This is a genomic window from Enterococcus sp. 4E1_DIV0656 (assembly GCF_002140695.1).
Taxonomy (GTDB): Bacteria; Bacillota; Bacilli; order Lactobacillales; family Enterococcaceae; genus Enterococcus_D; species Enterococcus_D entomosocium.
Window position 1 is genome coordinate 555,820 of the sequence record NZ_NGLF01000001.1, and the last position, 12,655, is coordinate 568,474.

At 44.2% G+C, this 12,655-nt stretch carries 15 protein-coding genes; 5 read left to right on the forward strand and 10 right to left on the reverse strand.

Annotation, left to right across the window (positions count from 1 at the left end):
• Nucleotides 1-101 precede the first annotated feature (101 nt).
• Nucleotides 102-1,121, forward strand: coding sequence for a LacI family DNA-binding transcriptional regulator (locus A5882_RS02580; protein ID WP_005227844.1), 1,020 nt, complete (start codon nucleotides 102-104; stop codon nucleotides 1,119-1,121).
• A 77-nt stretch (nucleotides 1,122-1,198) separates the two neighbouring features.
• On the opposite strand, the gene A5882_RS02585 is transcribed toward A5882_RS02580, so the two are convergent.
• Nucleotides 1,199-2,164, reverse strand: a complete 966-nt coding sequence (locus A5882_RS02585; protein ID WP_005233536.1) for a ribose-phosphate diphosphokinase — start codon at nucleotides 2,162-2,164, stop codon at nucleotides 1,199-1,201.
• A 71-nt stretch (nucleotides 2,165-2,235) separates the two neighbouring features.
• Complete coding sequence (locus A5882_RS02590; RefSeq protein ID WP_005233534.1) at nucleotides 2,236-2,775, reverse strand: C39 family peptidase; 540 nt, start codon at nucleotides 2,773-2,775, stop codon at nucleotides 2,236-2,238.
• Between the two features lie 140 nt (nucleotides 2,776-2,915).
• Here A5882_RS02590 and A5882_RS02600 point away from each other — a divergent pair, with 140 nt between their 5' ends.
• Entirely contained in the window at nucleotides 2,916-4,808 is a 1,893-nt protein-coding gene (locus A5882_RS02600) for a M13 family metallopeptidase (RefSeq protein ID WP_016612961.1), read from the forward strand.
• A 50-nt stretch (nucleotides 4,809-4,858) separates the two neighbouring features.
• On the opposite strand, the gene A5882_RS02605 is transcribed toward A5882_RS02600, so the two are convergent.
• Genes A5882_RS02605 through A5882_RS02615 form a run of 3 tightly spaced genes read right to left on the reverse strand, consistent with a single transcriptional unit; the run spans nucleotide 4,859 to nucleotide 6,461 of the window.
• Nucleotides 4,859-5,158, reverse strand: a complete 300-nt coding sequence (locus tag A5882_RS02605; RefSeq protein WP_008379310.1) for a hypothetical protein — start codon at nucleotides 5,156-5,158, stop codon at nucleotides 4,859-4,861.
• A complete protein-coding gene (locus tag A5882_RS02610; RefSeq protein WP_008379309.1) occupies nucleotides 5,159-5,722 on the reverse strand; it encodes a cysteine hydrolase family protein in 564 nt (187 codons plus the stop codon). It lies immediately after the preceding gene.
• A 43-nt stretch (nucleotides 5,723-5,765) separates the two neighbouring features.
• Nucleotides 5,766-6,461, reverse strand: a complete 696-nt coding sequence (locus A5882_RS02615; protein ID WP_042890679.1) for a 5'-methylthioadenosine/adenosylhomocysteine nucleosidase — start codon at nucleotides 6,459-6,461, stop codon at nucleotides 5,766-5,768.
• A 152-nt stretch (nucleotides 6,462-6,613) separates the two neighbouring features.
• On the opposite strand from A5882_RS02615, the gene A5882_RS02620 reads away from it, so the two are divergent.
• Nucleotides 6,614-7,216, forward strand: a complete 603-nt coding sequence (locus tag A5882_RS02620) for a class I SAM-dependent methyltransferase (protein WP_008379308.1) — start codon at nucleotides 6,614-6,616, stop codon at nucleotides 7,214-7,216.
• 57 nt (nucleotides 7,217-7,273) lie between these two features.
• Here the strand turns inward: A5882_RS02620 and macP are convergent, their stop codons facing one another.
• Nucleotides 7,274-7,570 carry a cell wall synthase accessory phosphoprotein MacP gene (gene macP, locus A5882_RS02625; protein ID WP_005233519.1) on the reverse strand — a complete coding sequence of 99 codons (297 nt, stop codon included), beginning with the start codon at nucleotides 7,568-7,570 and terminating at the stop codon, nucleotides 7,274-7,276.
• The gene (locus A5882_RS02630) at nucleotides 7,563-8,141 is read right to left on the reverse strand and encodes an NUDIX hydrolase (RefSeq protein ID WP_008379307.1); all 579 of its coding nucleotides are present in this window, start codon (nucleotides 8,139-8,141) and stop codon (nucleotides 7,563-7,565) included. The genes macP and A5882_RS02630 overlap by 8 nt, the downstream gene beginning before the upstream one ends.
• Before the next feature lie 218 nt (nucleotides 8,142-8,359).
• Here A5882_RS02630 and A5882_RS02635 point away from each other — a divergent pair, with 218 nt between their 5' ends.
• Complete coding sequence (locus A5882_RS02635; RefSeq protein WP_008379306.1) at nucleotides 8,360-9,001, forward strand: 5-bromo-4-chloroindolyl phosphate hydrolysis family protein; 642 nt, start codon at nucleotides 8,360-8,362, stop codon at nucleotides 8,999-9,001.
• Nucleotides 9,002-9,098: 97 nt separating this feature from the next.
• On the forward strand, nucleotides 9,099-10,292 hold the full coding sequence (locus A5882_RS02640; RefSeq protein WP_005233515.1) for a toxic anion resistance protein: 1,194 nt from the start codon (nucleotides 9,099-9,101) through the stop codon (nucleotides 10,290-10,292).
• Nucleotides 10,293-10,376: 84 nt separating this feature from the next.
• Here the strand turns inward: A5882_RS02640 and A5882_RS02645 are convergent, their stop codons facing one another.
• The 3 genes from A5882_RS02645 to A5882_RS19705 form a co-directional block, all read right to left on the reverse strand.
• Nucleotides 10,377-11,708, reverse strand: coding sequence for a cell wall metabolism sensor histidine kinase WalK (locus tag A5882_RS02645; RefSeq protein ID WP_016621945.1), 1,332 nt, complete (start codon nucleotides 11,706-11,708; stop codon nucleotides 10,377-10,379).
• Complete coding sequence (locus A5882_RS02650; protein ID WP_086372388.1) at nucleotides 11,702-12,388, reverse strand: response regulator transcription factor; 687 nt, start codon at nucleotides 12,386-12,388, stop codon at nucleotides 11,702-11,704. The genes A5882_RS02645 and A5882_RS02650 overlap by 7 nt, the downstream gene beginning before the upstream one ends.
• 73 nt (nucleotides 12,389-12,461) lie before the next feature.
• Nucleotides 12,462-12,620 (reverse strand): hypothetical protein, encoded by a 159-nt coding sequence (locus A5882_RS19705; protein ID WP_005233508.1) that lies wholly within the window; start codon nucleotides 12,618-12,620, stop codon nucleotides 12,462-12,464.
• Between the last annotated feature and the right edge of the window lie 35 nt (nucleotides 12,621-12,655).

A 12,655-nucleotide genomic window follows, 5' to 3' on the forward strand; every position in this document is an offset into this window, starting at 1 on the left:
CTTCTGAAAGAAGAAATGTCTGCATTTCTTCTTTCTTTTGATTGGCTCTACCCTTGTGCCGACACTTTGTGATACTATAAGCTAAAAAAGGAGGGAAATCAGTGAGCATTACGGTCAAAGATGTCGCCAAAAAGGCTGGCGTCGCTACATCCACGGTTTCTCGTGTCGTAAACGATCATCCCAGTATCTCTGAAGATACTAAGAAGAAAGTGCGCAAAGTAATGGCAGAAATGGGCTACGTCCCCAATCTTGCGGCTCGAAATCTCGGCAAACAGATATCTAGTGCCATCGGCGTGATCTTGCCGCCCCTTGATTCGAAAGAACGACTAGGAAACCCCTTTTATTTAGAAACGATCGAAGCCATCAATGAAGAGGCCCGCCATCATCAAATGACGGTTGCCGTTGCCTCCGCCCGTGACTTTGCTACATTACTAAAAAACGTGGAACGAATGCACCTGCAAAAACAAGTAGATGGCTTTATCTTGGTCTATTCCGATGAAAAAGACCCCATCATCGATTATCTGGTCGAAAAAGAAGTCCCCTTTACCTTGATTGGTCAACCATACAGCAATGAAGACAAAATCGTTTTTGTCGATAATGACAACCAGTTGTTAGGCAAGCAAGCAACCGAGCATCTGATCGCCCAAGGGCATACGAAGATTTTATTTGCTACTAATACGACCCATGAAAATCTGTATTTCGAACGTTTTTTCGGCTACCAAAAAGCCATGATGCTGGCAAATCTCCCCTTTTATCCAGCATTGACCTTTGAAAAAGCGGAAGATTACGTCACGTTTGAAGAAACGATCAAAGAATCCCAAGCAACTGCCATCGTCGTGATCGATGATCTGTTCGCTGTGCGGATCATTCAATTAGCGACGATGTATGGCTACAAAGTCCCGGATGACTTATCCATCATCAGTTTCAATAATTCGATCTTTGCTACTTTGACACACCCGTATTTGACTAGTATCGATATCAACGTGTTGTCCTTAGGAAAAATCGCTACCGAACGGCTGATGGCGCAATTGAATCATGAAGATTCAAACGGCGTACAGCTGGTCGTACCACATAAGCTGATCAAACGAGAAACGGTCTTGAACCGCAATCAGTTGAACTGATCCGCTGTGTCTGGTCCACTTCCCCCACACGCAAAAGCACCCGCTGTCCCTAGGGATAGCGGGTGCTTTTCATATTTTTATTTATACTCTTTGCTTTCCAGGCGGAACAATGGACTCATTGGTGTATTTTCGTGAATGCGGCGAACGGCTTCCCCCATCAATTCAGCACAAGAAATGTAGTGCAGTTTTTCTGGATGGCGTTCTTCGCTGGTCCAACAAGAATCGGTGACACAAATCCTTTCAATCGCTGATTGATCCAAAATTTCTTTAGCTGGCGGCGAAAGTAAGGCGTGAGACACACAAGCATACACTTCGCTGGCACCAGCTTCCTTCAACAAGTCTGCCGCTTTTGCCAATGTATGGCCGGTATTTAAAATGTCATCAACTAAAATACATTTTTTCCCAACGACATCACCAATCACATAGCCGCCATCGGCTTCATCTTGATCGACGATCGCGATCGCTGTATCTAAGTATTCTGCCAAACTACGGGTCCGTTGGACACCGCTGTTTTTTGGTGAAACAACGACATAGTCGTCACCAGTCATTTTTTGTTCGCGATAATAATGGGCAAACAATGGGATCGTAAAGAGATTATCCACTGGGATGTCGAAAAATCCTTGAACTTGGACGGCATGCAGATCAAGCGTCAAGATCCGAGAAGCCCCTGCTTCCACCAGCATATTGGCAATCAATTTTGCAGTAATCGGCTCATGCGGGTTGGCGGTTCGGTCTTGCCGCGCATATGCGTAATAAGGCAAAACGACATTGATGGTCTTCGCACTAGCCCGTTTCATCGCATCGATCATGATCAGCAACTCTAAATAATGATCATTGACGGGTTCATTCGTCGATTGAATGATATAAATATGGTCGCCCCGCACACTTTCTTCAATATTGATGGCAATCTCTCCATCACTAAACTGTGTCACTTTTGACTTCCCTAGTTCTGTACCGAAAACTTTCGCAATGTTTTCTGCTAATGGTAAATTTCCATTTAAACTAAAAATTTTCAACGAACTATCTTTATAACTTTCGCCCATGATTGCCTCCAATGAATGTGGTTGTTTTCTTCTATTCTAGCACAAAGTGACTGTTTTTTTAACCGTCTCGTTCAAGGAAGTGTGACGGTACCGTTTACCCAACTGGCGGGAATTACTTTTTTGTAGTTGCCCCAGTTGTCATGAACTTTAAAATAGCGTTCTCCGCTGGCGGTTTCGGCGTAGGCGTAAGCCACGACCCAATGATTGCCATATGTGCTGCCTAAAGGCTTCAAAATACCGATGATCACCGGTTTGCCTTCGTCGATTCGTTTGCACGCTCGATGCCAACCGCCAACAACGGTCGCACGTCCGCGGTAAGGCAATTGGAATTGATCGAAAAACCGAGTCAAACCATGACTGACTTGCCAAGCGATCGTCGGCAACCCATGAGGCTGAATCAGCACACGCAGCATTTCCGTCACTACTGTCAGATCCCGCTGTTTTTTTCGACGAAACGCTTTCGGGATGATCGTTTCATCGATGTAATCTTGATAGTAGGCCAAAAAGACGGCTGCCGCATAGGTGCCGCATAAATACCCTGAAGGAGTGACCCACTGCTTATACGGACGAAACCGCTCTTCGGCGATCCCTTTCCACTCTACTTGTTCCATCTCGTTCACCTGCCTTTTTTCTTATTATACCTTAGATTCTCCTCCTACTTGGATCAAAACCCTTTTTCGTCTAGAAAACTTTTCTTTGCGTCCTTACAGATTTTGTTTCATAATAGTAGAAAGCGAGAGGAGCGAAAGACATGACAACCTTGTTAAAAGATGATTTTTATGACTATGTAAATGGCGAGTGGCTGGAGACCGCTGTTATTCCAGCAGATAAACCCGCTACGGGTGGATTCCAAGATCTCGTTGACGGAATCGATTCCTTAATGATCGCAGAATTTGAAAATATGGCACACGATCCCCATGCTACGCCAAAAGGCCGCATGAAGGATGCTGTGGCTTTTTACCGCTTAGCCAGCGATTTTGCCCAACGAGAGGCAGCTGGCGCTACTGAAGCAAATGCACTATTAGCAAAAATCGAAGCGTTGCGTTCTTATGAGGAATTGAATCAGCAACTGGCAAGTTTCGTTTTAGATGGCATTGCCTTGCCTTTCCAACTGGATGTCGATGCAGACATGAAAAATGCGCAAATGAATACTTTGTCGGTCTATCCGCCTGCTACTATTTTGCCGGATAAAACCTATTACACAGAAAATCCCCAAGCAGGCGAAATGCTGCAAGTCTACTTTGAGATGGCCGTCAACGTTTTAGTTGCTTACGGAAAAGACCAAGCAGAAGCGGAATCGTTGGTAGAGCAAGCGATCGCATTTGATAAATTGATCGCCCCTCACGTCCGCAGTGCGGAAGAAAGTGCGGATTATAGTAAAAACTACAATCCTCGCTCCTTGGAGGAATTTGCAAAGCAAGCTAGCAAGATCGATTTTACACAACTCTTGACAGCCCTTTTACCAGGTACACCAGAAGAGCTGATCGTAACGGAACCCGCTTACTTTGAAGCCTTTGACATTATTGTTTCTGATAGCCATTTTGAACTCTTGAAAGGCTGGATGATCGTCAACCAAAGCTTGCGCTATACTAGCTATCTGAGTGAAGAATTGCGTCAGTTAGGCGGAACCTACAGTCGCTACTTATCAGGGATCGATGAAGCGGCTCCCCAACAAAAAGCGGCTTATTACTTAACGATGGGTCATTTTAGTCAAGTGATCGGTGATTATTATGGACGCAAGTACTTTGGGGAAATGGCGAAAAAAGACGTCAAACACATGGTGGAAACAATGATTGCTGTCTACCAAGATCGTTTGCGCAACAACACGTGGTTAAGTGAAGAAACCCGCCAAAAAGCGATCATCAAATTGAATCGTTTAGGCATCCATGTCGGGTACCCTGATCAAGTTCCTGCTATTTATGATCAATTGCATACCGATGAAGAGAAAAGTCTGCTGGCAAATGCCCTGCATTTCAATCGTTTGTTCCGAGAAGATGGCTTCAAAAAATGGCAGCAGCCCGTGGATCGCGAGGAATGGGAAATGTCCGCCGCTACCGTGAATGCCTACTATCACCCATTTAAGAACGTGATCGTTTTCCCAGCCGCAATCTTACAAGCGCCCTTTTATAGTTTGGAACAATCCACCAGCGCAAATTATGGGGGGATCGGCGCGGTCATTGCTCATGAGATCTCCCACGCCTTTGACAACAACGGGGCAAAATTTGATGAATATGGTAATTTAAACAATTGGTGGACAGAAGAAGATCTGGCCCACTTTGAACGCTTAGCTCAAGCGATGATCGACGAGTTTGATGGCCTGCCCTTTGCCGGCGGTACCGTCAACGGAACATTGACTGTTTCTGAAAACATCGCCGATGCAGGCGGACTAAGCTGTGCGCTAGAAGCAGCGCAAAAAGAAAGCGATGTTTCTTTAACAGACTTCTTCACCAATTGGGCGAAGATTTGGCGTACAAAAGCCAAAGAACAATACCAACAGCTCTTACTGGCGATCGATGTCCACGGACCAGCTAAACTACGGGCCAATATCCAAGTCCAAAATATCGATGAATTTTATACAACCTTTGATATCAAACCTGGTGACCCTATGTATCGTGCACCAGAAGATCGTGTGCAGATCTGGTAAACAAAAGCGCAAGCAGATTTTTCTGCTTGCGCTTTTTCTTCGCCAATTGTTTATTTCTGTAAAGCTTTTTTCATCATACTAATCACAGAATCGAATTGAGAATGCTCATTGACGACTTGATCGGCTTTTTGTCGATTGGGGCGGTCTTTTAGAAAGTCGAAGATTTGGTTTTCATTCTGGATTCCTAGTTTAGCCATAAACTCATCCAAGTTCTGAAAATCTGTATACTTTTGTAAGAAGTCATTGTTCAACAACGCCTTCACATCAAGATTCCCTTTTTGATACGCTTGATAAAGGCTAGTCAGTTCACTGAAACTGAAATTTGCTTTTAATTGATCCATCCATCCCATTTATGCTTCCTCCTTCGCAGAAATGATTTTCGCACCAAGGGTATTTTCAAAATGGCGTAGTGCCCATTCATGTCCGACCGCGTCAAAGCTGGCAACGGTATCTGCATCGATCACCAGTTGGTAGCCTAAATTATAGGCATCCACTGCTGTATGCAAGACACAGATGTCGGTACAAACGCCGGTCAGGTACAATTCCGTGATCCCTCTTTCCCGGAGTCGGATGTCCAAGTCGGTACCACTAAACGCTGAGTAATGGCGCTTGTCGATCCAATAGACATTTGGCGCTTCCTGATAGGTTTCATAAAGCGGGGCTAAACGACCATAAAGATGTCGCCCCGCACTGCCCGCAAGATTGTGGGGTGGGAACAAGCGGTTTTCAGGATGATAGTTGTCTGTTTCCTCATGACGATCAATGGCAAAAACGACATACTCACCGGCTTCGATAAAGGCTTGCGTCCGAGCCACTAAGGCAGCTTCAATCGCTTGCCCAGCAGCACCCGTCGTCAATCGTCCCTCATCTGCAACAAAATCAAACGTATAATCAATGGATAGTAATGCTCTCATGCTTCCTTCCTCCTCTTACGGATCGGCTCTCCTGTTTTTTAAGTTACTTTAATGTTTCAACGAATGCCAAGACCATTTCAGCGGAACGCTTGCCAGCTTCTAAGATAAACTCATCAAAAGAGACGGTTGCTGCGTGGTCGGCGGTGTCGCTGATCGCGCGCACGATTAAGAAAGGAATATTGAATTGCTGCGCAGTCTGTGCGATCGCGGCTCCTTCCATCTCACAAGCCAAGGCATCTGGAAAATGTCCTAAAATCTCCTGTACTTTTTGCGGGTCATGAATAAAGCTGTCACCAGTAACGATCAGTCCCTTTTTCACGGTATGATGGGTCGCTTCTGCGGCTTTCGTCATCTCACTGATCAAATAGCGGCTGGCTTCATAATACAAAGGCATCCCACCAGGCAACTGGCCATATTCATAACCAAAGCCAGTCACATCGACATCAAAATAGGCCACTTTATCTGAGATCACTAAATCCCCTACTTGTAAACCGGCACCGATCCCACCAGCTGATCCAGTATTGATCACCATATTGACCCCGTATTGTTGGATCAGTAAACTAGTGGTGATCGATGCCAGAACTTTACCAATACCTGAACGAACGACGATCACTTCATGATTGCCGATACTTCCTGAAATAAATAGTGCGCCGCCGCGTTCCCAAGAAAGCGGTGAAATCAACTGTTCCCGCAACGTCTTGATTTCTTCCTCCATTGCACCAATAATACCAATTTTCATGTGTTTGCCTCCTGCTTCTCGTTTATTTTTCATCCTTTAAAATGAAAAACAACAGAAATTCCCACGTATCTACTGACGTGTTTTTTCTCCTTTCATGATAAACTAGTTTTGACGAAACGAACAGTTTTTTGTCATTATCAAAGGAGGCACTTATGTCTGAAATTTTCAACGCCATGGCAGCAAAATACGATACCCCTGAACGGATCGCGTTAGCACAATTAGTCACCCAAACCCTTGAACCTTATTTTAAAGACAACCAGCACCAAACTCTGATCGATATCGGCGGCGGTACCGGCCTAGTAAGTCTGCCCTTAGCAGCTTATGTCCAGCACTTAGCCATCTGGGATACTGCCCCTGGCATGATCGAGGTTTCTGAAAAAAAAATCAACCAACTGCAGCTGGCCAATGCTTCTGCAACTGTCCACGATCTGCTGCAAGAATCCTTACAAGCAAAAGCAGACGCTGTGCTGCTATCCCTCGTCTTGCTGCATATTCCTGACACAGCCGCTATGATGGAAAAACTATACGCCTTGCTACAGCCAGGAGGAACCCTTTACCTAGTGGATTTCCTCAAAAATCCCGCCGTGTCTCACCCGCTGGTTCATAATGGGTTTGACCCTGCTGCATTGACTCAACTGACAGAGGCGATTGGGTTTACCGACACTTCCTTTACCGTTTTTCATGAAGCGGATCATTTGTTCATGAATCAGCCAGCGGCCATGTTTTTAGCTATTTTGAAAAAGCCGACCGAATAACAAAAAAGCCGCACTTGCAGAAGATGCAGGGGCGGCTTTTTCTTAGTACTAGATGAATCACAACAAAAAGATCGCCAAACCGACGACGACTAACAATAAAGTGACGATCACAATGGCTTTCATTAAAAAACGGTTCAGATCCCGAGATTTCTGGTTCTCACCGGCACGGGTCTTCGTGATTTCTTTGTTTTTCTTGCGCACTTTTCGGTAGTGGTTATCAATTTGTTTTTCTTTTTGTTTCCATTCTTTCTTGCTTTGCTTTTCTACGATTTGCTGATTACGTTCAGACGCCGCTTGTTCTTCTTCGCGTCGGCGTCGAAGTTCACTGCGGGTGATCAATGGTTCTTTAGGCAAGTCCGTTCCTCCGTTTCAATTCCAGCAACTCCCAAAATTGGATCGCAAACACGGTCTTCGCATCACAGATCGTTCCATCAGCGATAGCGGCTTGTGCTTGCTCTAAGCTCAATTCATAGACTTCCAGCACTTCGTCTTCGTCTTGCGGTAAGGGATTTGCCACTTTTTCCAGCTCTTTCGCATAATAGACGTGCAAGATTTCATTCGCAAATCCTGGTGAAAGGTACATAGAAGAAACATGCTCTAGCGTTTTTGCGCGATAGCCAGTCTCTTCTTCCAATTCCCGGGCGCCAGTCAAATCTGGACGTGCGCCTTCTCCTGGATCGATTTTGCCTGCTGGTATCTCTAAAATCACTCGCTCTAATGGCTTTCTGAATTGGCGAACGAACAGCATTTTGTTCTCACTCGTCAAGGCGATCACGGCCACCCCACCTGGGTGGAAGACTAGTTCGCGTTTACTGGTTCCACCATTGGGCAAGGAGACATCATCAACCACCACATCAATGATTTTGCCATGGAAAATTTCATTCCGTTGGATCGTTTTTTCTTCAAAATCTTTAAATTCTAACATCTATCGACACCTAACTTTCCTCATACGTCTTATCTATCAAACACTTTAGCATAATTTAGAAAAAATATCTTCTTAAGAAATAGCAAGAAAGCTTATGAATTTACTAAAAATCGGAAAATCCACCCCAAGTCTGATATTTTTCTTTTAGTGAACATGCTAAAATAAAGATGTCGAATAACCCAATCTACTTGTCCAAGAGATTTTTAGGAGGAGGAAAAATGAAAAAAAACATCTGGCTGATCGTTGGTGCGATCGTCCTCATCAGTATTATTTTTAACGTAGTAGGCGATTCATTTGCGAGCCTATTATTAATCGTCGGTGCGATTTTAGTCTACGTCGGTATCAGAGGACGTAAAGTTCCGGCAGCGGATCCACAAGTTTTGCCTTCTTTAACGAGAGAACGAGAAGCCCATTACTTGAAAAGCGGAATGACTGCTCGTGAGATCGAATTGTTCCGTGAAACGATGAATCAGACGAAACACCAAATCGATAAATACCAAAAAAATATCACTAGCAATAACAAGTTAAAAGCCATTGACTTGCGTCACGATGCCTTGCGTGCCTCAAAAGCTCTTTTCAAAGAACTCGTAAAAGAACCAACTAAACTGCCTTTGGCAAGTCATTTCCTTTATACCCACTTGCCCAATATGGTCGATTTGACCGATAAGTTCATTGAAATCAATAGCCATGAGATCAAAAGTCGTGAGACCTATGATAAAATCGAAGAAAGCACACAAATTATCGAGCAAATGGCTTCCTTGATCGCCAAAGACTACTCCCAATTTGTAGCAGACGATCTTGATGACATGGATATTGAGTTATCCATTGCCAAACAAAGCATAAAACGAGATAATGAATAGGGATAGATTCTGATTGGCAACAAAAAAAGAATCTAAAAAAAAATCTAGCCCAGGCTAGATTTTTTTCGAAAGCAGACAATTATTAGGAGGAGTTATTATGAGTGACACACCAAATCAAGTAAAACCCGTAACGGATACGCTTGACGATTTATTGAACAACCCATTTTCAACCCCTGTCGACACTTTGACCACTACTCAACAAGCGGAGATCAGTCAGCTGAAAGAACAGCAAACAGCACCGCGTTTGATTGACAAATTACCGCCAGAGCGTCAAGCACAGGCCCAAGAATTAGCCAGCAAGATCGATGCAACTGACCAGCAAGCAGTCATCACCTATGGTGCAGCTGCCCAAACCAAACTTGGGGAGTTTTCCCAATCTATGTTGAACCATGTCCAAGCAGCTGATATCGGCCCTGTGGGCGACTCATTGACTGAGTTGATGTATCGCTTGCAAGAAGCCAATCCAGATGAACTGCGTGCAGGTGAAGGCAACTTATTCAAGCGGATGTTTGGTAAAGTAAAACAATCCATTTTTGAAATCACCGCTAAATACCAAAAAATCGGTGCCCAAATCGACAAGATCGCCGTCAAATTGGATAAAGAAAAAGACGGTTTGCTAAAAGACAACCTGATGTTGGAACAGTTGTATCAAAAGAACAAAGATTACTTCGATGCATTGAACATCTACATTGCCGCTGGCGAGTTGAAGATGCAAGAATTGCAAACCAAAATCATTCCTGAAGCCATGAAAAAAGCAGAAGAAACGAATGATCAAATGGACGTACAGATCGCCAACGATTACACGCAATTCCTAGATCGTTTAGACAAACGGACCCATGACTTGCGCTTGGCACGTCAAATCACGATCCAACAGGCACCGCAAATTCGCCTGATCCAAAACACGAACCAAGCGTTAGCAGAAAAAATCCAAGCTTCTGTCAATACAGCGATCCCGCTATGGAAAAACCAAGTGGTCATTGCCTTGACTTTATTGCGTCAAAAAGATGCAGTTACGGCACAGCGCCAAGTTTCTGAGACCACCAATGATCTATTGAAGAAAAACTCAGAAATGTTGAAAGTTTCTGCTATTGAAACAGCGAAAGAAAACGAGCGCGGCATCGTCGACATCGAAACATTGCAAAAAACACAAAACGACCTTGTGGAAACGATCCAAGAAACATTACGGATCCAAAAAGAAGGAAAAGAAAAACGTCGTGCTGCCGAAGTGGAATTGGGTCATCTAGAAGAAGACTTGAAAGACCGCTTATTGGATTTAACTAGCAACAAGTAAATTTCACCTATCAAAAGAGGACTTCCATTCATGGAGTCCTCTTTTTTTGAAAAATTTTATTTAAGTGAAGGCAGCGATCCAATCTCAATGAAATGAAACTTCAAAATGATTGACGCCGTCTTGATCCACCGTCAAACTGATTTGCGCCTGCAGCATTTCTGTGATGGCTTTGGCGATGGCTAAACCTAACCCATAGCCGCCTTCTTGATGATTGCGAGAAGGATCCCCGCGGTAGAAGCGGTCAAAGACATAGGGAATTTTTTCTTCGGGGATCGGACAACCACCGTTGGAGACTTGCAGCACTGTCTTTCGTTGCCGTTCGATTAGGGCCACTGTGACTGTTTCTCCAGCGGGCGTGTATTTCAAGGCATTGTCTACCAATATCATGGTCAATTGCCGCAAGGCTTGCTCATTGCTTTCAAGGCGCACCTGTTTAGCGATCTGTTCCTGATAGTGGATCCCTTTTTCCAGCGCAATCGCCTCCATGCTTTGATAAACACTTTGCACGACTTGACTGGCATCGATCACCGAACGCACCATTTCTTGCTCGGCACTTTCAAATTTGGTCAACAGCAATAAGCTATTTACTAGCTCATCCATCCGTTCGGAACCTAACTGAATGTTTTCCAGCCATTTCATTTGGCTTTCCAAGGTTTCTTCTGGACTGCCAGCTAATACCTCAGCATTGACTTGAATGATCGCCAGTGGTGTTTTCAACTCATGGGAAGCGTTAGAAACAAACTCTTTTTGTTTGCGCCAAGCCAGTTCCACCGGTCGCAAGGCTCGATTGGCCACATAAAAACTAGCGATATAAATACTGGCTAAAGCTAAAACGCCGATGAGCAAAAGCGTGTTTCTTAAGTTGCTTAGACTGGTTTTGTAGTCGGTGACGTCAAAGAACAGCACTTGATAAAATGGCTCGTAATTATTGATACTGGTGGAATATTCCCCTATTGCATCGTAATCGATTGAGTATTGATTGAAAGAAGTCACTAAAAAGAGCGCATACCGCCAATTTCGACCATTCACCTTCACTTCGTTAGGAATCTCCCCTTGTTTCGCCGCTGCATCGACCAAGGCTTCATAAAGCTCGTTTTGATCGACGCTCTCATCAATACTTTGAATCACGACATCCATTTGGCTAATGTCAAGTAGAGCGATCTCTCTGAGCTCACTGGTACTATTCGTGATGGTCAACATCATTGGATACTCAGGCTCTGTCAGTGATTGCCGCACTTCCTCCTCATCCAAAGGTACCGCAGCTAGGGTGTTTGCTTCTTGCGAGATCAATGATTGGATCTCGTTTTCAATTTGGGTGGCATTCAAAATATAGATAAAGGTAAAGGCACCTAAGACAATGATTGAGATCAACGCCATATTGAACCACAGCATTTTATTTCGCAATTTTTTTAACATGGCGGCTCCTTGCTCTGCAAAATATACCCCGCATTGCGGATCGTGCGAATGCCGATATCCGCTTCAAGCAGCGTCAGTTTTTTCCGCAGCAAAGACACATAGATTTCAACGCGGTTTTCTTCCACATCGGGATCAAAGCCCCAAATTTTATTGATGATGGTTTCTTTTGATAAAATCACTTTAGGTCTGGCTAAAAATAGCTCCATCAGTTTCATTTCTTTGGGTGACAGCACCACTTGATTGCTAGGCGTGGCTAACTGCAGCTCATTACGATCTAAGCCCACGTTGCCAAAGGCTAACTGGTCTTCTTGATAATCCAAATCTTTTCTTCTGCCTAGCGAACGAATCCGTGCCAGCAACTCTTTCATTTGAAAGGGTTTCGTCAAGTAATCATCTGCCCCTGCATCCAAGCCGAGTACTTTGTCATCGACTTCGCTTTTGGCCGTCAACATAATGATCGCCGTGCGAATATTTTGCTTGCGTAACGTCTTTAGCAATGTGATCCCATCGATTTTTGGCAGCATGATATCCAAAACGAGAATGTCATATACACCACTCGCTGCATAATCTAGTCCGGTTTCGCCGTCAAAGGCCAAATCAACGGAATAATGCTGTTTTTTCAATAAGCTGGCAACCGCTTCTGCGATCGATGGCTCATCTTCTACGAATAAAATCCGCATTGGTCAGTCCTCCTTTTACACTCATCATTTCTTTTTCAATCACTTTTCGGTAAGCACAATCATTCCTGTAGGATCATTCCAATTGTTCTCCAATAAAACGTTCTGTTGAAACGATCCGCACGTGTTCGCTGGATTGATGAATCCACATGTGTAGCAACAATGCTACCATACCGCTTAGTAAAAACACAAACAGCTTTTTCCTAAGGTCTTGAAAATTCTCTTGATGACGCATGGGTTTCCTCCTTCTTGCAGGTCATCGATAAATCC